The following is a 20,364-nucleotide window of genomic DNA, read 5'->3' on the forward strand; positions in this document are numbered from 1 at the left end:
ACCCGTCAGAGGGTGACGACGGAGCGGGCGCCCTCGCCGCGGGCCATCCGCTCGAAGGCGGCGGGCACGTCGGCCAGGGTGATCCGGTCGGTGATCAGGTGGTCCAGGTTCAGTTTGCCGTCGAGCACGTCGCGGGCCAGCGCCGGAACCTCCAGGTCGGTGTCGGCCTGGCCGTACACCGAGGCCCGCAGGATCCGTGCCGAGGAGAAGATCTCCAGGGCGCTGAGCTGGACCATGTCGTCGGCAGCACCCATGCCGACCACGGTGACCTGCCCGCCGGAGCGGGTGGCGCGCCAGGCGGCCCGGATGGTCGAGGCCCGGCCGACGCATTCGATGGTGTGGTCGGCGCCGAGCCGGTTCGTGCGGGACCTGATGTCCTTGGACAGGCTGTCCGAGGAGACCACGAAGTCGGTGGCGCCGGCCGCCTCGGCCAGGCCCTTCTTGGCCTCGGTGACGTCGACGGCGATGACCTGCGCGGCCCCGGCGGCCCGGGCCGCGGTGACCACCGACAGGCCGACGCCGCCGAGACCGATCACGACCACCGTCTCGCCGGGCTTGACCTGGGCGGTGTTGCGGACCGCGCCGGTGCCGGTGAGCACGGCGCAGCCGAGCAGGGCGGCGAGATCGAAATCGAGTTCCCGGGGTACGGCGATGACCGCGTTCTCCGGCACCACCACCTGCTCCGCGAACGCCCCGACGCCCAGGGTCACGTGGACCGGCTCGCCGTCCAGGGTGATGCCGCTCTGCAGCGCCGCCACCCCGTGCGAGGTGCTGCACAGCCACGGCTCGCCGTGCTCGCAGAACCAGCAGGTGCGGCAGGCCGGCTGCCAGTTCAGCACCACGTGGTCGCCGACGGCGGCCCGGGTGACGTGCTCGCCGACCTCGACCACCTCGCCGGCCGCCTCGTGACCGAGCACGAGCGGGTGCGGCGGCGCCAGGGTGCCGTTCACCATGGACAGGTCGGAGTGGCAGACGCCGGCCGCGCGGACCCGGACCCGGACCTGGCCGGGGCCGATCTCGGGCAACCACAACTCGGCGAGTTCGGCCGGCACACCGGCTTCCCGGAGGACCAGCCCGGTCATGTAAGAGGTCATCGCTGGATCGCCTTCACCTGCTGGAATTCGGCCAGGCCGTACGCGCCCAGCTCGCGGCCGATACCGGATTGCTTGTAACCGCCGAACGGGGCGAACGGGTTGAACGCGCCGCCGTTGACGTCGACCGCGCCGGTGCGCAGCCGGCGGGCCACCGACAGCGCCCGCTCGTCGGAACCCCAGACCGCGCCGGCCAGGCCGTACTTCGAGTTGTTGGCGATCGCCACCGCCTCGTCGTCGGAGCCGAACGGGATGATCGCCAGCACCGGCCCGAAGATCTCCTCCTGGGCCAGCTCGCTGTCCGGGTCGACGTCGGCGAAGACGGTCGGCGCGACGAAGTGGCCCTGCCCGGGCACCGAGGCGTCCAGGCCACCGGCGACCAGCCGGGCGCCGGCACGCTCGATGAAGCCGCGGACCCGTTCCTTCTGCCCGGCCGAGGCGAGCGGGCCGAGCCGGGTGGCCGGGTCGAACGGGTCGCCGAGGGTGTAACCGGCGGCGGACTTGGCGGCCAGCTCGACGGCCTCGTCGTAGTGGCTGCGGTGGACCAGCATGCGGGTCCACGCCGTACAGGTCTGGCCGGAGTTGAGGAAGGCGTTGCCGATGCCGACCTTGACGGCCTTGACCAGGTCGGCGTCCTCCAGGATCACATTGGCGGACTTGCCGCCGAGTTCCAGGGAGACCTTGGCGATCCGGTCGGCGGCGGCGTGGCTGATCGCCCGGCCGGTCGCGGTGGAGCCGGTGAAGGAGACGAGGTCGACGCCCGGATGGCCGGCGATGGCCGAGCCGACGGCCGGGCCGGTGCCGGTGACCAGGTTGAACACGCCGGGCGGCAGGTCCGCCTCGGCGACGGCGTCGGCCAGCAGGTACGCCGTGAGCGGGGTCAGCTCGCTGGGCTTGAGGACCACCGTGCACCCGGCGGCCAGGGCCGCGCCGACCTTGGCGACGACCTGGTGCAGCGGGTAGTTCCACGGGGTGATCGCGCCGACCACGCCGGCCGGCTCGTGGACGACCAGCGAGTTGCCGATCGTCTCCTCCTGGGCGGGCTGGGCGGCGAGTTCGGCGTACCCCGCGAGCACCGTGAGGGGCAGGCCCGCCTGCACCGCCTTGGCGATCTTGAGGGGGGTGCCGAGTTCCAGGCCGACGATCCGGGCGATCTCGTCCGCCCGGGCCGCGAGGGCCCGGTGCAGGCGGCCGAGCGCGGCTCCCCGGCCGGCCGGCGACGTGCCGAAGGCCCAGCCGTCGAAGGCGTCGCGAGCCGCGGTGACGGCACGGTCCACGTCCTCGGCGGTGCCGGCCGGGACGTGCCCGAACACCTCCTCGGTGTACGGATTCTCCACCCCGATCCGGTCGCCGGATCCGGGCGGCACGAACGCGCCCCCGATCCAGTGCTCGTCGCGGAAGACCGACGTCATCGGCGTACCCCCTGGTCATAGCGGTCGGAAAGGCTGTTGATCAGCAGATCGAGCCCGAGTTCGAACGCGCCCTCGTCGACGGCGGCACGGTGGGCCGCGAGTTCGTGGGCGCGGTGCAGGTGCGGATAGCGGTCGTACAGCTCCGGGTCGGCGTCGAAACCGAGCGCGAACGAGCCGAGAGCGGAGCCGGTGATGAGGTATCGCATCAGCGCGCCGATGTGGGTGGCCCGCGCGCGGGACCAGCCGGCGTCGAGCAGCGCGCCGTAGACGGCCTCGGCCATGGCGAGCCCGGCCGGGCGACGGCCCGGGCCGGTGGCCAGCACCGGGACGATGTTCGGGTGGGCGGCGAGGACCGCGTGGTACGACTTCGCCCAGAGCCGCAGCGCCTCCCGCCAGTCGTTGCCGTGGAAGACCGTGATGTCCACCTGGGCGACCACCAGCTCGGCGACGGCGTCGACGATCTCCGCCTTGGTGGCGAAGTGGTTGTAGAGCGACGGTCCCTGCACGCCCAGCTCGGTCGCGAGGCGCCGCATCGAGCAGGCGTCCAGCCCTTCGGCGTCGATCAGTGCGGCGGCTGCCTCGACGATGCGCTCCCGGGTGAGCAGCGCCTGCCGGGGCCGGGCCATGAGAACTCCCTGAGAAAACCGGTATCAACACTGGACGTGTAAAAACTTACGCCGCTAGTTTATGCACAGCTACTGCGACGTACATCACTAAGGGAGATCAGCAATGACGACGCTTTCCCTCGCCACGGTTCTGGCCGAGGCCGCCCGCCGGCACCCCGAGAAGGTGGCGATCGTCGACGAGGCCGGCGGCCGGATCAGCTACCGGGACCTGTGGGCGCAGACCCGGGCGTACGCAGCGGGTCTGCGGAAGTTGGGGGTCGGCCCCGGTGACACGGTCGCCGTGATGATCCCGAACGTCGCCGACTTCCCCCGGGTCTACTACGCGGCGCTGGCCGTCGGCGCCCGGATCGTGCCGGTGTCGCTGCTGCTCAACGCCGAGGAGGTCGGTTACGTCCTGACCGACAGCGGCGCGAAGGTGCTGGTCACCCACTCCGCGTTCCTGGCCGCCGGCGCCGGCGCGGCGGCCGCGACCGGCACCCCGCTGGTCAACGTCGGCCCGCTCCCCGCCGACCTCCCGCAGTACCCGCCCCGCCTGGAGGAGATCTCCGCGGACCTCGAGCCGCTGCGCACCTACGTGACTCGGGAGGCCGAGGACGTCGCGGTGATCCTCTACACCAGCGGCACCACCGGCAAGCCCAAGGGCGCCCTGCTCACCCACCTCAACCTGGTGATGAACGCGGCCGTCAACGTCTTCGACGTGCACCCGCTGACCGGCGACGACGTGGTGCTGGGCTGCCTGCCGCTGTTCCACACGTTCGGCCAGACCGTCGGGATGAACGCGACGTTCCGCCTGGGCGGCACGCTGGTGCTGCTGCCCCGGTTCACCGGCGAGGCCGCGATCGAGCTGATGCTCAAGGAGAACGTGACGATCTTCCACGGCGTGCCGACGATGTACATCGGCCTGCTGGAGGCGGCGGCCAAGGCCGAGCGCCTGCCGAACCTCAAGCTGTGCGTCTCGGGCGGCGCCTCGCTGCCGGTCGCGGTCCTGGAGAAGTTCGCCGGAGCCTTCGGCTCGACCATCTGGGAGGGGTACGGCCTCAGCGAGACCTCCCCGACCGCCACCACCAACCAGCCCAGCTTCGGCGCCAAGCCCGGGACGGTCGGCCATCCCATCTGGGGTGTCGAGGTGGAGATCGCCCGCCCGGAGGTGCCGGAGCGCATCGAGTTCCTGCCCGACGGCGAGCTCGGCGAGATCGTGATCCGCGGGCACAACGTGTTCGCCGGTTACCTGAACCGCCCGGAGGCCACCGCCGAGGCCTTGGTCGACGGCTGGTTCCGCACCGGCGACCTGGGCATCAAGGACGAGCAGGGCTTCATCAGCATCGTCGACCGCACCAAGGACCTGATCATCCGTGGCGGCTTCAACGTCTACCCGCGCGAGGTGGAGGAGGTGCTGGCCCGCCACCCCGCCATCCAGCAGGTCGCGGTGATCGGCGTCGCCGACGAGACCCTCGGTGAGGAGATCTGCGCCGTGGTCGTCCGGGAGGACCAGGGGCTGACCGCGGACGAGCTGATCGAGTGGGCGAAGGAGCGGCTGGGCAAGCACAAGTACCCGCGCCAGGTCCGCTTCACCGAGTCGCTGCCGCTCGGCCCGAGCATGAAGGTGCTCAAGCGCGAGCTGCGCAAGCAGTACTCCTAGCCCAGCAACCCCGGCAGCGCCGCCACGATCGGGACGTCGGCGGGCAGCCAGGGGACGCTGTCCAGCTGGTCCACGGTCAGCCAGCGCATGGAGCGGTGCTCCAGCGCCTCCGGGACGTCGCCGCCGAGCAACTCGACGGCGTAGACCCGGAGCACGGCACGACCGTGGGCCAGTGGCACGTCCGGGCCGACCCGGTCGCCGACGGCGACGCGTACGCCCAGTTCCTCCACGCACTCCCGGGCCAGCGCCTGCTGCTCGGTCTCCCCCGGCTCGACCTTGCCGCCCGGGAACTCCCATCGTCCGGCCGCCTCCGGCGGGCTGCTGCGCTCGCAGGCCAGCACCCGGCCCGCGGTGATGATCACAGCCGCGACGATCACCCTGGGTGATGGCGACGGTTTGACGTATTGTTCGGGCCGCATGAGATCCAAGATCTCACGAAACTTCACCGTTCAGGTTGCCCGATGGTGCCCCGATCGTCACGCAAACACGGATATGTGGGCGTGGACACCAGTGTCCGGACGGACGAAACTGTGGTCACCGACATGACGACACGGCGACAGTTCGGCCACAAGCCGGCAACGACGCTCAAGGGGGGTGCGGCAGTGCGGGCCAGAAGACGCCGGAACTCCGGCTCGGATTATCTCAGCGACGCCTTGGAGCTGCTGAGCGGCTGGACCCGCGACGGTGTTCAGATACGCCGCGATCTGGCATGCGACGACAGCCAGCACGCCGCCTTGACCGAGCGGATCAAGGTGGCCGCGGACACGCTCCACATACGTCCGACCATTGTGCGGCGCAACGGTCACACTCAGATCTGTCTCGGTCCTCCGGACGGCGTCAGCATCACCGACGGTGAGGTCACGCTGGCGGCCCGCATCGAGGATTTCTACCGCACGGTGGTCCAGACGCCGTAGTGCCACGGCCCGGGCGACGACTCAGGACTGCGTGAGGTCCCAGACGTAACGCCGGCCGGCGGGCTTCTCGTCACGCCACACGATCTCCCAGCGGCCGCGGGCATCCCGTTCGGGCTCGCTGATCCGGCCGTACCCCTGCCGCTCCTTGACGCTCGGCGGCTGGTCGCCGTCCGGGAAGCTGAAGGTGATCTGGAACCGGGTGAACGCGGACGGCGTCCCGTTCGCGGTGGGCAGCCGGTCCTCCCAGACGAGCTGGTCCCAGCCGCGTTCGCGCAGCGGCCGCCACAGCCCGACCGGCCGGTATTCGAGCTGCCACTCGGTCGGCGTGGTCATCGCCGGATCGAAGATCAGCCACACCCGCAGCAGCCGGCTCTCCTCCAGCGGCAGCGCGGTGATGGTGCCGCCGACCGGTCGCAGGGTCTTGAACGATATCTCGTCGAGCCGGGCCAGCCGGTCGGTGTGGGTCGGCACGATCGGCCGTACGGTCCGGTGGGTGACCAGCGGTTCCGGGGTGGTGACCCGTTTCTCCACGAACCGGTCGCCGTCGTCGTCCGAGCCGATCACGACGAGCACCTCGAGGGTCTCGGAGAACAGTGGCTTCTCCCGGTCGCTGATCCGCTGGATGGCGTCCCTGTACAGGCGGTGCCCGGCCTGCTGCATGGCGAGCAGATCGGTCACGTCCTTCAGGTCGGTCCTCAGCTCGCGGATCTTGAGGACGAAGACGATCTGCCACAGGCGGACCACGAAGTAGAGCAGGCAGGCCAGGAAGACGGCGGTCAGCACCCATTGCCCGACCGGGGTGGGGACCTCGGTGAGCTGCGCGATGCCCGATGCCAGGCCGATGAGCACGACCGAGACGTTCAGGGTGCCCCTGAACAGGGTTTGATACTTCGACGGAGTATCCGGCATCGTCCCAATGATGGCGAAAGATGCCTTACCGACAAATCCTCATAAAGAGTGACCGGCCACGGGGCGGGACGCCTGATCGCCCGATGTCCAGTGACCGATCAGGGGAACGGTCATGCCAGTCCGGGCCACCTCGGACGGTTACTCGCCAGTAACCGTTGCCCGCCGTTTCCGGGCCGACGCATGCTACCGAGAGTCCCGAGCGCAATCAGGCACTTCGATCCTCGACCCCCCGGAGGCGATCACCGGTGCTGACCCACCTGCAACGACCGCTGACCCGCAGGTACCGAGCCGACTTCTTCGGCCACGACCTCGATCCGGTCCCGGCGGCGGGTGGGGGTGAGGGGGGCCAGCCGCGCCGTCGCAGGGTCTTGATCAGCCACAATGCCATCTTCGCGGTGGCGATGCTGCTCTCCGCGGTGCTGGTCGGTCTCGCCACGGTGGCCCTGCATTAGGCACCCCGGCGAGACCACGCTCAGCTACCGCCTTCGCCGCCCTTGACGGACATGGCTCTCCTTACGCACACACGATGGACTCCGAAGTGACAACGGAGCCGATCCCCTCCGGGTTGCGGACTCCTTCCCAGCCTAGGCCAGGACCCGAGTCGGCAACGGCGTCTCGGTCACCGAGCCGTCCTCGGCACGCTTGAGCTCGTACGCCAACGGCCCCTCACGATCCGCAACCGCCTCGGACAGTGACGTGCCGCGATAGATCAGCCCCGCGCCGTCGTCGGTGGCGAAGCCATCCGCCAGGGTGCCGTCCCCGACCAGCCGGTGCATCGTCGGCCGCCGCCGTTCCTCGCTGTCGTAGTGCACCCCGTTGCTGTACGGCAGGAACCCCAGCCCGTCGGTGAAGCCGCGCAGCTCGTACCCGAAGCTGTCGGTGCTGCCGCCGGTGTGCCAGCAGATCGACCCGGCCGAGACGCCGCTGAGCACCACCCCGGCCTGCCACGCCTCGTGCAGGATCTCGTCGAGGCCGTGCACCCGCCACACCGCGCACAGGTTCGCGACGCTGCCGCCGTCGACCCAGATGATGTCCTGGGCGAGCAGGTGGGCGCGGATGTCGTCGACGTTGGGCATCGGGAACAGCTGCAGGTGCGACATCGTGAACTCGGTGCCGGCGAACGCCGCGTAGTGGTATCCGATCCGTGCCTCCGGGTCGCCGGTGGCCTGGGTCAGCACGCAGATCTTCGGCGCCGTCGTGTTGTTCGCCAGCTCGGCGGCCAGGTAGTGGATCGCGCCCGGGCGCATGGCCAGCGGACTGACCTTGCTGCGGCGGAAGAAGGCGCTGGTGGCGAGGATGGTGGGAACGTCAGCGGTCACCGCAGCATCATCGCGCACGCGTCGGCGGTCTCGAGCACGAGATCCGCGGCCAGGTCGATCGCGGTGGCCAGCCGCAGCGGGTCGCCCTCGATCGCGGCGAACACCGCGTCCACCCGGGCCCGGAACCGGACCGGAGCGCCGGGCAGCGCGCCGGCCGCGGCCACCGCGCCCTTCTCGTTGATCAGCCACTGGCCGGCCGCGCCGTGCAGCGCGTGCGCCAGCACCCCGGCCAGCCGGAACAGGCAGCCGGCGATGTACCCGCTGTCGGCGCGGGACACCGCCTTGCGGGCCAGCCCGATCAGGAAGTCGGCCTCCCACAGGCCGGTCACCAGGGCCTCGGACAGCGGGCGCGGATAGACCTGGACGCGACGTCGCAGGTCGGCCAGGTCTCCGCTCGGGTCGGCGAGGACGCGGGCCAGGGCCAGCTCGCCGGGGTACGAGAAATCGGCCACGCCCAGCGGATGCCCGGTCTGCACGTGGAACGCGTACCGGCCCTGTTCCGCCTCCGACCAGCACCGCTCCACCCGGTCCAGATCACGGTAGATCCAGTCGACGGCGCTCCCCCCGATCTTGAGCCAGCCGCCACCGTCCACCCACGGCCCCCACTCACCGGTGCCGGTCACGCCGGCGTCCGCCCCGGCGACCTCCCGGGCCAGCTCACCGATCCGCCCGGTGTCCAGCGGCGCCCGGTAGTAGAGCCCGAGGTCGTAGTCGGAATCCTCGGTGTGGGTGCCGCGGGCCCGGCTGCCGCCGAGGACCACCCCGACGACGCCGGGAACGGTCAGCAGCCGGTGCGCGAGATCGTCGAGAACGGAATCGGTCAGCGCCATGCCCTGATCCTGCCGGGCCCGGGGCCGATCAGCACAGCTTCGCGGGTTCCAGCCGCAGCGCGTCCAGGCCCTCCGGCCCGAGCAGTTCCAGGTCCTCCTCGGCGATCAGGATCTCGCCGGACTCCTCGATCCTCGCGGGCTCGGCCGGGGCCTCCGCCGCGCCGGGCGGGCACGCCGCCGACCGGCCGAGTGGCATGCAGATGTTCAGCGCCTGCTCACAGGCCGGGTCGAGGACCGACTGGCGGCGGGCGCCGAGGGCCACCACCCGGTGCTGCGGCGGCTTCGTGACATCGGCGCCGAGCAGCCGCCGCGCGGTCTGCCGGCCGTCGGTGAGCGTGACCAGGTACCGCAGCGTCTGCTCGCCCGGCATGCCGTCCACCTCGACCCGGCGGGTGCCGCGCGGCAGCGACGGGTCCCGCACCACCTGGGTGTGGAACGGGATGGGCCGGGTCTCCACATCGGTGCGGGTGGTGACGACGGGCGCGGCGGCGACCGGCTTGCGGTGGGCCTTCTTCGCGGGGGTACGCAGGGAGCGCGGCCCGGTCCGGTCGGCGCGCTCGTCGGCCACCCGGGCCCGGCTGAGCTGATCGGTCACCGGGGCGGCGGGCCGGGCCGGCGGCGGGAGCGCCGGGACGGGAACGGCAGGCGCCGGGGTGTGGGAGTGGCGCCGGGGCAGCGGTTGCGCGGCGGCGGCGGCCCGGCTGACCACCTCGGGGTTCTCCTCCAGTACCGGGGCGCCGAGGTCGGGTTCGGCAGCGGCCTGCGTGGCGGCGTCGGCTCGCGGGCCGGTCATGGTGGCGACGCCGGCCACCCCACCACCGACGAACACGACGATCGCGCTCGCGCCGGCGGCCATCCGGACACCGAACGGCAGTCGGGCCCACCAAGACTTTCGTGGCATTTCGAGCAGATGCTGCAAAGAGGCACTAGTTGTCTGGTTTTGCACCAAAGCATTGTGACTTCTACCGGCTCGAAGGCAAACGTTCACTTGTCACCCGAAATGCTGACCGCCGCGCCCCATGACCATCCCCGCGCGTTGCCCCGGCGAGGCGCAAACTCGACAGAAGGCGGGGTAGTCGTCCGGTCGTACGATCAACCCCATGGTTCCGCCACCCGCCCCACTGAGCCCCGACGAGGAGGCGGTGATGCGCGCCCTCGGCCGGTTCCTGCTGGTCATGCCGCGGGCGCTGGACGCCGACCTGGTCCGCGAGCAACGCATGTCCGCCAGCGAGTACGCGGTGCTGCGCCACCTCTCCGAAACCCCCGGCCACCTCTTGCGGATGAGCGAACTCGCCACGGCGTGCGACATGTCACTGAGCGGCATGACACGGCTCGCGGCGAAACTGGAGTCGCTCGGGCTGCTCCGCCGGATCCGCTGCGAGGAGGACGCCCGCGGCGCCAACGCCGTCCTCACCGACCAGGGCATGGAGCGGCTGCGCGAGGCCTGGCCGACGCACCTCGCCAGCGTCCGCCGGCACATCTTCGACCACCTGGGCGGCCTTGACCTGAAACACCTGGCAGCCGCGTTCGACGCGATGAGCCGGGACACCTGACCCGCCGGGCCTCGCCTCCGCCGTCCACCCCGTCCTGGTTGCGATGATGGAATCGTGCTGAACACCGCCGTCGACGAGGACCGTCCCGCCGCCCCTTCCGGAGCGCTCGACCGGCTCGCGGTGGTCGTCTCGGAAGTGCTCGCGCCGGCGGTCCTGGTGGCGGTGCTGCTGCTGGTCGTCGGCTGGCACGCCGGGGAGGCGCCGGGCGTGTCGCGGTGGTGGGGCCTGCCGGGAGCGCTGTTCGCGGCGGTCATCCCGCTCGGCTACGTGCTGCACGGCGTACGCCGCGGCCGCCTCACCAACCACCACATCCCGGAACGTGCCGACCGCCGGATCCCGCTGCTGTTCGGCACCGCGTCCCTGGTCGCCGGGCTGCTCCTGCTGCTGGCCCTGGGCGCGCCGCGGGAGATCCTCGCCCTGCTCACCGCCGGCGGCATCGGGCTGGCCGCGTTCGCCCTGGTCACCCACTGGTGGAAGATGTCGATCCACGCCGGCGTCGCCGCCGGTACGGTCGCCGCGCTGACGGTGGTCTACGGCACGGTCGCCCTTCTCGGCGCTCCGCTGGTGCTGCTCGGCTGCTGGGCCCGGGTCCGGCTGACCGCGCACACACCGGCCCAGGTGGTCGTCGGCGCCCTGGTCGGCGCCACCATCGCGAGCACCGTCTTCCCCGCTCTCCGCTAGTCCCGCCCTTCCTCGCCTCCGGTTCACCACCCCCGGCTCACGATCACGGAGTTGCCGGGTCCGCCAGGCCGTAGGCGGTCAGGGCGGTGTCGAGCATCCGCTCCTGGCCGGCGGGCGGGAAGGCGGCCGGATCCGCCGCCGCATAGACGGCCACGCCCTCCGTCATCGAGATCAACGCGAGGGCGACGGTGGCGGCGCGCTCCGGCGACCAGTCCGGGGCGGCGGCCACGACCAGCCGTTCGATCCGTTCGCGCCAGGACCGGTTGTTGCGCCGGTGTTCGTCGATCAGCTCCTCGTCGGCGACCGCCGCGGCGAGGAACCCGGTCCACACCACGGCCTCCTGCCGGGTGCTCTCGTCGAGTGCCATCCCCTGATGCAGCACCGCCCGCAGCGCCGCCCGCGGGCCGCCGGTCTCCGCCTCCAGGCGCTCCACCCGCTCCCGGGTGACCTGGTGGAGGAGCTGCCGGGCGTGCAGCAGGAGCGCCCGCCGGTTCGGGAACCGGTGCATGACCAGGCCGGTCGTGCACCCCGCGGCGGCCGCGACCGCCCGCACGGTCAGCCGTTCCAGCCCCTGTTCGGCCAGCACGCTCCACACCGCCCGGGACAGCGTCTCCCCCTGTGCCGACCGATCCGCCGTACGTGACACGCGTCGCACCTCCCCATATCCGGAACAGATGTTACCGTAACGCTTGTTACGAACGGAGGACACCATGACCTGGATCATCGAACCCCGCCCCTGGGACGACCCCGCCGGAACCGCGCTCCGCACCGCTCAGCGCGCCGAGCTGGACGTCCGCTACGGCCATGGCGACCACGAGCCCGGCACCCCGCCCTCCGCCGCCGACATCGACCTGTTCCTGCTCGCCGCGGACCCGGTCACCGGCGAGCCGGTCGGATGCGGCGCCCTCCGCCGCCTCGACGACACGACCGCCGAGATCAAGCGGATGTACGTGGCCCCCACCAGCCGTGGCTCCGGCGTCGCGACGGCGATCCTGCGCGCCCTGGAGTCAGCGGCCCTGGATCACGGCTGGACCATGATCCGCCTGGAGACCGGCCCCGCCCAGCCGGACGCGATGCGTTTCTACGAGCGGGAGGGTTACCACGAGATCCCGCTGTTCGGCGCGTACACCGACTCCGACCTGTCGGTCTGCTACGAGCGCACGCTTACTGTTCACACCCCGGGGACGCTGTCGAGGTAGTGCCCGGCGACGACGTGATCGACTCCGATTCCCTCGGGGGCCGCCTACTGGCCCCGCGCACTCGACGGCGTTGTCCACGTCTGGTTCGACGACGACCGCGTCGTCAGCCCCCAGGCCGGCTGACGGCCCTCACAGCGACACGAGCCGCACCCTGTCGCCGCAGAGTTTCCGCATGTCGTCGACGTCGGAGGTCAGGACCGCCACCGGCGCTGGCAGTCGCAACGCCACCTCGGCGACCATGGCATCGATGGCGCACTTGTGCCCATGCAATCCGGCCGCCTTCAACAGTCCCGCGCTCCGGCGGGCACTCTCCTTGGTCACCGCCTCCACCCGGATCCGGGACAGCAGCCAGCTCAGCCGCGCGATGTCCACGCCGGAGTGCGACACCTCAATGATCGTGGCAGCTGACATGGCCACATCGGCCCCGTCCCGCTCCGCCAACTCCAGCAACCGCATGACCTTACGATCCCGGTCGATCCACCCGGAGAATCCTTGCGAATCGAGAATGAGCGACTCGAGACTCACGCCGCGCGCCCGATCTCCTCGTCCCCATGCAGAAGCGCCTGGGCCTCAGCCATCTCCTCGGCGGTGAACGCACCGAACTCACCTTGGTAGTGATCCAGCTCCGCACGGAGGAGCCTGCGCCGCTCAGCCCTCTCGGCCAACTCCGTGAGGTAGCCGGAGACGTTGTCGGTGTGCGATTTCATGCTCTCCAGCAGCTCTGCGGGCAGCGTGATCGTGACCTTCTTCGTCCGCGCCATCCTGCGACCATACCATGGTATTACCGCAGCGGAGCAAAACTGACCGGGCGCGACGTGCGCGCCCGGAACAGCCCCTATCGATCAGACGTTGAAGCGGAACTCGACGACGTCGCCGTCCTGCATGATGTATTCCTTGCCCTCCATGCGGACCTTGCCGGCGGCCTTGGCGGCCGACATCGAGCCCGCGGCCATCAGGTCGTCGAAGCTGACGATCTCGGCCTTGATGAAGCCGCGCTGGAAGTCGGAGTGGATGACGCCGGCCGCCTCGGGGGCGGTCGCGCCGACCGGAACCGTCCAGGCTCGGGCCTCCTTCGGGCCGGCGGTCAGGTAGGTCTGCAGGCCGAGGGTCTCGAAGCCGACCCGGATCAGCCGGTTCAGGCCGGGCTCGGACTGGCCGGTGGACTGCAGCAGCTCCAGGGCCTCCTCGTCGTCCAGCTCGATCAGCTCGGACTCGATCTTGGCGTCCATGAAGACGGCCTCGGCCGGGGCGACCAGGGCCCGCAGCTCGTCGAGGAACGCCTCGTTGCCGAGTTCGGCCTCGTCGACGTTGAACACGTACAGGAAGGGCTTGGTCGTCAGCAGGTGCAGCTCGGTCAGCAGCTCCAGCTCGACACCGGCGGCCTTGGCGCCCTGGTAGAGCGTCACACCGTCGTTGAGCAGCTTGAACGCGGCCTCGGCGGCGGCCACCGTGGCGGCCTTCTCCTTCTTGAGCTTCGCCTCTTTCTGCAGGCGGGGCAGCGCCTTCTCGACGGTCTGCAGGTCGGCCAGGATCAGCTCGGTGTTGATCGTCTCGATGTCGTCGGCCGGGGAGATCTTGCCGTCGACGTGCAGCACGTTCGGGTCGGAGAAGGCCCGGACCACCTGGCAGATCGCGGACGCGTCACGGATGTTGGCGAGGAACGCGTTGCCCCGGCCCTGGCCCTTGGACGCGCCACGGACCAGGCCGGCGATGTCGACGAAGCTCACCGGCGCCGGCAGGATCTTCTCACTGCTGAACAGCTCGGCGAGTTTCCCCAGCCGCTCGTCGGGCAGCCCGACCACGCCGACGTTGGGCTCGATCGTCGCGAACGGGTAGTTCGCGGCGAGCACGTCGTTCTTGGTCAGGGCGTTGAACAGGGTGCTCTTGCCGACGTTGGGCAGGCCGACGATCCCGATGCTGAGGCTCACGGAACGCCAGTCTACGCAAGCGTCATCGGAAGAACTTCCGCAGTTCGGCGGCGACCAGCTCCGGCTTGCCACCGTCGTCGGCGGCGAGGTGCCCGACACCGGTCAAGGTCACCCGCCGCACTTGCGGCAGGACGGGCTCCAGGCCGTTCAAGACCCCTTTGAGGTACGCCGGGGAGCGCTCGCCACCCAGCAGGAGCGTCTCGGCCGTGACCGTCGCATAGATGCTCAACGGCCCGGCCGCATCCTCGACGACGGCCGCGTCCAGGCGCATCGTCGGGATCAGGTCACCGATCCGTTTGCCCTCGCCGGCCCGGATCGCGACACCGAGCAGCGGGATCAGGGCCGCGCGGGGTGCGTACCGCAGATCGCCTGTGCCTTTGGCGGCCGTGACGAAAGCAGCCGCCCGCCGGCCCCGGGACAGCTCCTTCTCGTACCTCGGCAGCCAGGCGACCGGATCGTGGTCGCCGTGCTTGAGCGGCGGCTCGTAGAGCGCGAGTCGCTCGATCGGCAGCTCCATCGCCGCCCGCAGCGCGATCACCGCGCCGGAGCTGAGGCCGAAGACGTTGCGCGCGCCGGTCTCGTCGAGCACGGCGGCCAGGTCGTCGATCTCGGCCCGCAGGCCGTGGCCGGGCGCCGCGGGACCGCTGAGACCGCGACCGCGCCGGTCCGGCACGTAAACGGTGCAGCGGGTCGCGAGGGAGCGGGCGAGCTTCGTGAGGTTCGCCGAGGTCTGCATGCCGCCGTGCAGGAGCACGACCTTGGGGCCGCCACCGAAGGCGCGCCACCGGATGTCCGTCCTTGCCGCCAAAGCCCTCATGCCGTCAACCTTAGTTGACAGAATGAGCCCGCGTCAACTTCGGTTGACAGTACGGTGTTGTCCACGCGGCCCCGGCCCGGACGGTCATGTCCGAAACCCGCCAGCCGCAGACCCGCCGCCGGAGCAGACTCGACGGCATGGAGCTGGACTTCGAGCACTGTTACCGGGCCGTCGACAGCCGGGACCCGCGGTTCGACGGATGCTTCTACACGGCAGTGCGCACCACCGGGATCTACTGCCGGCCGTCCTGCCCGGCGGTCACCCCGAAACGGGAGAACGTCACGTTCTACGTCAGCGCGGCGGCCGCACAGCGCGGCGGCTTCCGGGCCTGCCGCCGGTGCCGGCCGGACGCGGCGCCCGGCTCACCCGAGTGGGACACCCGCGCCGACACGGTCGGCCGGGCCATGCGGCTCATCGGGGACGGGATCGTCGACCGGGAAGGAGTGCCGGGACTCGCGGCGCGGCTCGGATACACCGAACGGCACCTCAACCGGATCCTCACCGCCGAACTCGGGGCCGGGCCGCTGGCGCTCGCCCGGGCACAGCGGGCACAGACCGCCCGGATCCTGGTGGAGACGACCGACCTGGGACTGGCGGAGATCGCGTTCGCGGCCGGGTTCGGCAGCATCCGGCAGTTCAACGACACGATGCTCGAGGTGTACGCGCGATCGCCCAGCCAGCTCCGGGAACGACGGCCGGTGGCCCGGGGCGAGGCGGGCGTGGTCAATCTGCGGCTCGCGTACCGGCCGCCGCTGCACACGGCATCGCTGCTCGAATTCTTCGGGGCGCGGACGTTGCCGGGGGTGGACGAAGTGGACGGTCACACGTACCGCAGAGGATTGAATCTCCCGAACGGGACCGCGACCGTCGCGCTCAAGCCGGGGGACCGCTGGGTTCACGCGACGCTGCGGCTGGGCGATGTGCGGGACCTGGCGCCCGCGGTGGCCCGGTGCCGGCGGCTGTTCGATCTCGACGCCGATCCGGTGGCGGTGGACGGGCTGCTGGCGGGGGATCCGGCGCTCGGGGCGGCGGTGGCGGCGGAGCCGGGGGTGCGGGTGCCGCGGGCGGCGGACGGGTTCGAGATGGCGGTACGGGCGGTGGCCGGGCAGCAGGTGAGTGTGGCGGGGGCGCGGACGACGCTGGTGCGGATGCTGAAGGCGGCTGTGTCTTCGGGGGAACCCACCCCCATCCCCCAAACCGATACCACCACCCACGACCTCACCGGCTTCCCCCCAGCCGACGTCATCGCCTCTCTGCCCGACTCCGCCTTCGGCATGCCCGCCGCACGCCGTGCCACCCTCCGCGCCCTCGCCGAAGCCGTCGCCGACGGCAAGCTCGAACTCGATCCCGGCGCCGACCGCGCCGAGACCACCGCCCGCCTCACCGACCTTCCCGGCATCGGCCCGTGGACCGCCGGTTACGTCGCCATGCGCGCCATCGGCGACCCCGACACCTTCCTCCCCACCGATCTGGCCGCCCGCCGCGGCGCCACCGCCCTGGGCCTGCCGGACACGGCGAAAGCCCTCGCCACCCATGCCGAACGCTGGCGCCCGTGGCGTTCCTACGCCCTGATCCGCCTGTGGCGCGCCGCCTGACCGAAGCTACTCGCCGCCCGGCCCCGGCCCGCGGTTGTCCACAGTGGCGACCTGTCCACAGGGCCGGACCCGGCGATCGCGGGGACGGGCCACGCTGGGACACCCCCGACAAGGAGACGAACGATGTTGGTGCATTCGACTTTGGACACCCCGATCGGCCCGTTCACCGTGGTCGTCAGCAAGACCGGCGCGGTGCGAGCAGCCGGTTTCACCACCGATGTCGCCGAGCTGATGACGCTGGTCCATCCGGGCCTGCGTGAGCCGGTGGAGCCCGGCGATCCGGGCGAGGTGCGCACGGCCGTCACGGCGTACCTGACCGGGGATCTGACCGCGATCGACGCGATCGAGGTGGAGCAGCACACGGCCGGCGCGTTCATGGCAAGGGCGTGGCGGGTGATGCGGGACATCAAGCCGGGCGCCCCGGTGACGTACACCGGTTTCGCTGAACTCGCCGGCCGCCCGGCAGCGGTGCGCGGCGCGGCGTCGGCCTGTGCGCGTAATCCGGTGGCGCTGTTCACCCCGTGTCACCGGGTGTTGCGTACGGACGGCTCGCTCGGCGGTTACCGGTGGGGCCTGCACGTGAAGGAATGGCTGCTGAAGCATGAGTCGGCGAGCTGATAAAGGCGTGGCAGCGTGCCGTGGACGGTCCTACGCTGGCCGGCATGACTGATACGGGAACCGGGCGTCACGGTCTCCCCGAGCGGCCGTCTCTGGACGGGCTCGAGGGGAAGTGGGCGCCGCGCTGGCAGGAGGAGGGCACGTACGCGTTCGACCGTTCCAAGGAGCGGGCCGACGTGTATGCGATCGACACACCTCCGCTGACCGTATCGGGCTCGTTGCACATCGGGCACGTCTTCTCGTACACGCACACCGACACGGTCGCGCGGTTCCAGCGGATGCGCGGCAAGGCCGTCTTCTATCCGATGGGTTTCGACGACAACGGGCTGCCGACGGAGCGGCGGGTGCAGAACCTGTTCGGGGTTCGTTGTGACCCGTCGCTGCCGTACGACCCGTCGTGGGAGCCACCGGCCACGCCGCCGAAGGAACCGGTGTCGATCTCGCGGCGGAATTTCGTCGAGTTGTGCGGGCGGCTGACGGTCGAGGACGAGAAGCAGTTCGAGGCGTTGTGGCGGCGGGTCGGGCTGTCGGTCGACTGGGACCTGACGTACACGACGATCGGGTCGACGGCGCAGGCGGTCTCGCAGCGGGCGTTCCTGGCGAATCTGGCGGCGGGGCAGGCGTACACGGCGGAGGCGCCGACGTTGTGGGACGTCGGGTTCCGGACCGCTGTCGCACAGGCCGAGCTGGAGGATCGGGAGCGGCCGGGGGCGTACCACAAGCTGCGCTTTCACGGCCCGGACGGGCCGGTCGAGATCGACACGACGCGGCCGGAGCTGCTGCCGGCGTGTGTCGCGCTGGTCCGTCATCCCGACGACGACCGGTTCGCGGGCCTGACCTCGGTCCGGACGCCGTTCTTCGATGTCGAGGTCCCGGTTCTGGCGCACCCGCAGGCCAACCCCGGCAAGGGTACGGGCATCGCGATGGTCTGCACGTTCGGCGACCTGACCGACGTCACCTGGTGGCGGGATCTGCAGCTGGACACGCGGGTGGTTCTGGGCCGCGACGGCCGGTTCCTGCCGGACGCCCCGCCGGGTGTCCCGGTCGCCGCCTATCAGGGCCTGGCCGGTCTGACGGTCAACGCGGCCCGGAGCGAGATGGTCCGGATCCTGCGGGAGTCCGGTGACCTGATCGGGGAGCCGCGGCCGGTCACGCATCCGGTCAAGTTCTACGAGAAGGGCGACCGGCCGCTGGAGATCGTCACGAGCCGCCAGTGGTTCATCCGCAACGGCGGCCGTGATCCGGAGCTGCGGGAGGAGTTGCTGGGGCGGGGCCGGGAGCTGCGGTGGACGCCGGAGAGCATGCGCCACCGGTACGACCATTGGGTCGGTGGCCTGACGGGTGACTGGCTGATCAGCCGGCAGCGGTTCTTCGGTGTTCCGGTCCCGGTCTGGTACGCCCTCGACGCGGCCGGCGAGCCTGACTACGCCCGGCTGCTGGTTCCGGATGACGCGGCGCTGCCGATCGATCCGTCGTCGGACTGCCCGCCGGGCTTCACCGAGGAGCAGCGGGGCGTCCCGGGCGGCTTCACCGCCGATCCGGACATCATGGACACCTGGGCGACGTCGTCGCTGACGCCGCAGATCGTCACCGGCTGGAGCACCGACGGCGATCTGCACGCCCGGACGTATCCGATGGATCTGCGCCCGCAGGGTCAGGAGATCATCCGGACCTGGCTGTTCTCGTCGGTGCTGCGGGCCGGTCAGCTCGACGGCGGGCTGCCGTGGCGGCGGGCCGTCCTGTCCGGCTGGATCCTCGACCCGGACCACAAGAAGATCTCGAAGTCGATGGGCAACGCGGTCGAGACCCCGGCTCAACTGCTTGATCAGTACGGGCCGGACGCGGTCCGCTACTGGGCGGCGCTCGGCCGTCCCGGCGCGGACCTGACGTTCGAGCCGGCTCAGTTGAAGGTCGGGCGGCGGCTGGCGACGAAGCTGCTGAACGCGTCGAAGTTCGCGCTCGGTCTGGGCGCGGCGGAGGCGCTGCGGCAGCCGGTGACCGAGCCGCTGGACCGGGCGATGCTGGGCCGTCTGGCCGAGGTGGTCGTCGCGGTGACCGCGGCGTTCGAGGACTACCAGCACACCGACGCGCTGCAGGCGGCGGAGACGTTCTTCTGGACGTTCTGCGACGACTACATCGAGCTGGTCAAGGACCGGGCGTACGGGTCCGGTCCGGGCGCCGATTCGGCCCGGGCCGCGCTGGCGTCCGGCTTGTCGGTGCTGTTGCGGTTGTTCGCGCCGTTCCTGCCGTTCGTCACCGAGGAGATCTGGTCGTGGTGGCGGTACGGTTCGGTGCACCGCGCGACCTGGCCCACGCGGTACGAGCTGACCCGTGTCGCGCCGGACAGCGACCCGTCGCTGCTGGATCTGGCCGGTGAGGCGTTGCGGCAGGTCCGCCGGGCCAAGTCGGACCGGAAACTGTCGATGCGGACCGAGGTGCCGCTGGCGGAGGCGCTCGGCCCGGCGGAGATGCTGGACCGGCTGGCGCTGATCGACGGCGATTTCCGGGCGGCGGCCCGGATCGGCAAGCTCGACCTGCTCCGCGACCGCACTCCGGAGCTGGTGATCGCCTGCGCCTTCTGACCTCGGCGGGTGCTCGCTGACCGGCGGATTCGCCGGTCAGCGGGCCCGCCGGTGGTCCACCATAGGAGGCATGTCGATCGCTCCCGAGCAGGTCCGGGCTCCGGCCCGGGACGCGGTGCTGTTCCGGTCGTCGCCGGCGCGGACCTTCGGTACGGTGTTCGCCGTGCTGATGGCCGCCTATCTGGCGGTGTCGCCACTGATCGGCTGGATCGCCGGGGACTCCGGCGACCCGTGGTGGGTGATCGCCGTGCAGGCGGCGCTGGTGGGGGCGGGGGTGGCCGGGGCCTATGCGGTCTCGGCGCGGGCCGCCCTGCCGACCTGGGTGCGGGTGTCGTCCGGTGGGCTGGAGCTGGCCAGCCAGGATTCCGATCCGATCCTGCTGGACTGGTCGGACGTCGTGGCCGTGGTGATCCGCCGGGACGGGCTGCGGACGGTGCTCGAGGTGGTGCCGGCCGACCTGGACAGCGTTCATCCGGTGCAGGAGGGTGACTCGGGTGGCCCGGCGATGGCGGACACGCCGCGAGGGCCGGCGTTCACCGCCGATCTGACGCAGATCTGGCCGAGCCCGCGCGCCCTGCTCCGCGAGATCGACCGGCACCGGCACGCCGCGGCAGCACAGTAGAGCCCGTTTTCTGTGTGTGGAGTTCGGGC

Annotated in this window: 23 protein-coding genes; 10 read left to right on the forward strand and 13 right to left on the reverse strand. The window is 71.1% G+C overall.

The annotated features are described in order from the left end of the window. Nucleotides 1-5: 5 nt before the first annotated feature. From ACZ3II_RS01940 to ACZ3II_RS01950, 3 genes are read right to left on the reverse strand one after another with little or no spacing between them, the layout of a single operon-like run. Nucleotides 6-1,094, reverse strand: coding sequence for an alcohol dehydrogenase catalytic domain-containing protein (locus ACZ3II_RS01940; RefSeq protein ID WP_465515740.1), 1,089 nt, complete (start codon nucleotides 1,092-1,094; stop codon nucleotides 6-8). Then, nucleotides 1,091-2,503 carry an aldehyde dehydrogenase family protein gene (locus ACZ3II_RS01945; RefSeq protein WP_465515741.1) on the reverse strand — a complete coding sequence of 471 codons (1,413 nt, stop codon included), beginning with the start codon at nucleotides 2,501-2,503 and terminating at the stop codon, nucleotides 1,091-1,093. Before ACZ3II_RS01945 ends, ACZ3II_RS01940 begins: the two co-directional genes overlap by 4 nt. After that, nucleotides 2,500-3,129 (reverse strand): TetR/AcrR family transcriptional regulator, encoded by a 630-nt coding sequence (locus ACZ3II_RS01950; RefSeq protein WP_465515742.1) that lies wholly within the window; start codon nucleotides 3,127-3,129, stop codon nucleotides 2,500-2,502. The genes ACZ3II_RS01945 and ACZ3II_RS01950 overlap by 4 nt, the downstream gene beginning before the upstream one ends. A gap of 103 nt (nucleotides 3,130-3,232) precedes the next feature. On the opposite strand from ACZ3II_RS01950, the gene ACZ3II_RS01955 reads away from it, so the two are divergent. Beyond that, nucleotides 3,233-4,768, forward strand: coding sequence for a long-chain-fatty-acid--CoA ligase (locus ACZ3II_RS01955; RefSeq protein WP_465515743.1), 1,536 nt, complete (start codon nucleotides 3,233-3,235; stop codon nucleotides 4,766-4,768). Here ACZ3II_RS01955 and ACZ3II_RS01960 read toward each other — a convergent pair. Next, nucleotides 4,765-5,187: a (deoxy)nucleoside triphosphate pyrophosphohydrolase gene (locus ACZ3II_RS01960; RefSeq protein WP_465515744.1), complete on the reverse strand. Its 423-nt coding sequence runs from the start codon at nucleotides 5,185-5,187 to the stop codon at nucleotides 4,765-4,767. The genes ACZ3II_RS01955 and ACZ3II_RS01960 overlap by 4 nt on opposite strands. Before the next feature lie 183 nt (nucleotides 5,188-5,370). On the opposite strand from ACZ3II_RS01960, the gene ACZ3II_RS01965 reads away from it, so the two are divergent. After that, nucleotides 5,371-5,682 (forward strand): 4a-hydroxytetrahydrobiopterin dehydratase, encoded by a 312-nt coding sequence (locus tag ACZ3II_RS01965; protein ID WP_465516579.1) that lies wholly within the window; start codon nucleotides 5,371-5,373, stop codon nucleotides 5,680-5,682. Between the two features lie 21 nt (nucleotides 5,683-5,703). On the opposite strand, the gene ACZ3II_RS01970 is transcribed toward ACZ3II_RS01965, so the two are convergent. Continuing rightward, nucleotides 5,704-6,591, reverse strand: coding sequence for a hypothetical protein (locus tag ACZ3II_RS01970; RefSeq protein WP_465515745.1), 888 nt, complete (start codon nucleotides 6,589-6,591; stop codon nucleotides 5,704-5,706). 245 nt (nucleotides 6,592-6,836) lie between these two features. Between ACZ3II_RS01970 and ACZ3II_RS01975 the strand changes: the two genes are divergently transcribed. Next, nucleotides 6,837-7,043: a hypothetical protein gene (locus ACZ3II_RS01975; protein WP_465515746.1), complete on the forward strand. Its 207-nt coding sequence runs from the start codon at nucleotides 6,837-6,839 to the stop codon at nucleotides 7,041-7,043. Between the two features lie 132 nt (nucleotides 7,044-7,175). On the opposite strand, the gene ACZ3II_RS01980 is transcribed toward ACZ3II_RS01975, so the two are convergent. Genes ACZ3II_RS01980 through ACZ3II_RS01990 form a run of 3 tightly spaced genes read right to left on the reverse strand, consistent with a single transcriptional unit; the run spans nucleotide 7,176 to nucleotide 9,641 of the window. Further along, complete coding sequence (locus ACZ3II_RS01980) at nucleotides 7,176-7,910, reverse strand: Type 1 glutamine amidotransferase-like domain-containing protein (RefSeq protein ID WP_465515747.1); 735 nt, start codon at nucleotides 7,908-7,910, stop codon at nucleotides 7,176-7,178. Beyond that, nucleotides 7,907-8,740, reverse strand: a complete 834-nt coding sequence (locus ACZ3II_RS01985; RefSeq protein WP_465515748.1) for a nucleotidyltransferase domain-containing protein — start codon at nucleotides 8,738-8,740, stop codon at nucleotides 7,907-7,909. The genes ACZ3II_RS01980 and ACZ3II_RS01985 overlap by 4 nt, the downstream gene beginning before the upstream one ends. A gap of 28 nt (nucleotides 8,741-8,768) precedes the next feature. Then, the gene (locus ACZ3II_RS01990; protein WP_465515749.1) at nucleotides 8,769-9,641 is read right to left on the reverse strand and encodes a G5 domain-containing protein; all 873 of its coding nucleotides are present in this window, start codon (nucleotides 9,639-9,641) and stop codon (nucleotides 8,769-8,771) included. Nucleotides 9,642-9,840: 199 nt separating this feature from the next. Here ACZ3II_RS01990 and ACZ3II_RS01995 point away from each other — a divergent pair, with 199 nt between their 5' ends. Together ACZ3II_RS01995 and ACZ3II_RS02000 are read left to right on the forward strand one after the other, a co-directional pair. Then, nucleotides 9,841-10,293, forward strand: a complete 453-nt coding sequence (locus ACZ3II_RS01995) for a MarR family winged helix-turn-helix transcriptional regulator (protein ID WP_465515750.1) — start codon at nucleotides 9,841-9,843, stop codon at nucleotides 10,291-10,293. Nucleotides 10,294-10,347: 54 nt separating this feature from the next. After that, nucleotides 10,348-10,974: a phosphatase PAP2 family protein gene (locus tag ACZ3II_RS02000; RefSeq protein ID WP_465515751.1), complete on the forward strand. Its 627-nt coding sequence runs from the start codon at nucleotides 10,348-10,350 to the stop codon at nucleotides 10,972-10,974. Between the two features lie 43 nt (nucleotides 10,975-11,017). On the opposite strand, the gene ACZ3II_RS02005 is transcribed toward ACZ3II_RS02000, so the two are convergent. Beyond that, the gene (locus tag ACZ3II_RS02005; protein WP_465515752.1) at nucleotides 11,018-11,620 is read right to left on the reverse strand and encodes a TetR/AcrR family transcriptional regulator; all 603 of its coding nucleotides are present in this window, start codon (nucleotides 11,618-11,620) and stop codon (nucleotides 11,018-11,020) included. A 64-nt stretch (nucleotides 11,621-11,684) separates the two neighbouring features. Between ACZ3II_RS02005 and ACZ3II_RS02010 the strand changes: the two genes are divergently transcribed. Beyond that, nucleotides 11,685-12,173, forward strand: coding sequence for a GNAT family N-acetyltransferase (locus tag ACZ3II_RS02010; protein ID WP_465515753.1), 489 nt, complete (start codon nucleotides 11,685-11,687; stop codon nucleotides 12,171-12,173). Nucleotides 12,174-12,302: 129 nt separating this feature from the next. Here the strand turns inward: ACZ3II_RS02010 and ACZ3II_RS02015 are convergent, their stop codons facing one another. The 4 genes from ACZ3II_RS02015 to ACZ3II_RS02030 all read right to left on the reverse strand — a co-directional run bounded on the left by ACZ3II_RS02015 (nucleotide 12,303) and on the right by ACZ3II_RS02030 (nucleotide 14,918). After that, entirely contained in the window at nucleotides 12,303-12,629 is a 327-nt protein-coding gene (locus tag ACZ3II_RS02015; protein WP_465515754.1) for a hypothetical protein, read from the reverse strand. 65 nt (nucleotides 12,630-12,694) lie between these two features. Beyond that, complete coding sequence (locus tag ACZ3II_RS02020; protein ID WP_465515755.1) at nucleotides 12,695-12,934, reverse strand: hypothetical protein; 240 nt, start codon at nucleotides 12,932-12,934, stop codon at nucleotides 12,695-12,697. 81 nt (nucleotides 12,935-13,015) lie between these two features. Next, a complete protein-coding gene (gene ychF / locus ACZ3II_RS02025) occupies nucleotides 13,016-14,101 on the reverse strand; it encodes a redox-regulated ATPase YchF (protein WP_465515756.1) in 1,086 nt (361 codons plus the stop codon). A 22-nt stretch (nucleotides 14,102-14,123) separates the two neighbouring features. Next, complete coding sequence (locus ACZ3II_RS02030; RefSeq protein ID WP_465515757.1) at nucleotides 14,124-14,918, reverse strand: alpha/beta fold hydrolase; 795 nt, start codon at nucleotides 14,916-14,918, stop codon at nucleotides 14,124-14,126. A gap of 137 nt (nucleotides 14,919-15,055) precedes the next feature. Here ACZ3II_RS02030 and ACZ3II_RS02035 point away from each other — a divergent pair, with 137 nt between their 5' ends. The 4 genes from ACZ3II_RS02035 (at nucleotide 15,056) to ACZ3II_RS02050 (ending at nucleotide 20,335) form a co-directional block, all read left to right on the forward strand. Then, complete coding sequence (locus tag ACZ3II_RS02035) at nucleotides 15,056-16,513, forward strand: DNA-3-methyladenine glycosylase 2 family protein (protein ID WP_465516580.1); 1,458 nt, start codon at nucleotides 15,056-15,058, stop codon at nucleotides 16,511-16,513. 123 nt (nucleotides 16,514-16,636) lie between these two features. Next, entirely contained in the window at nucleotides 16,637-17,131 is a 495-nt protein-coding gene (locus ACZ3II_RS02040; protein ID WP_465515758.1) for a methylated-DNA--[protein]-cysteine S-methyltransferase, read from the forward strand. Nucleotides 17,132-17,175: 44 nt separating this feature from the next. After that, nucleotides 17,176-19,713 carry a valine--tRNA ligase gene (gene valS / locus ACZ3II_RS02045; protein ID WP_465515759.1) on the forward strand — a complete coding sequence of 846 codons (2,538 nt, stop codon included), beginning with the start codon at nucleotides 17,176-17,178 and terminating at the stop codon, nucleotides 19,711-19,713. A 70-nt stretch (nucleotides 19,714-19,783) separates the two neighbouring features. Then, the gene (locus ACZ3II_RS02050; RefSeq protein WP_465515760.1) at nucleotides 19,784-20,335 is read left to right on the forward strand and encodes a hypothetical protein; all 552 of its coding nucleotides are present in this window, start codon (nucleotides 19,784-19,786) and stop codon (nucleotides 20,333-20,335) included. Nucleotides 20,336-20,364: the final 29 nt, after the last annotated feature.

This window comes from Actinoplanes sp. NPDC019969 (genome assembly GCF_055562375.1).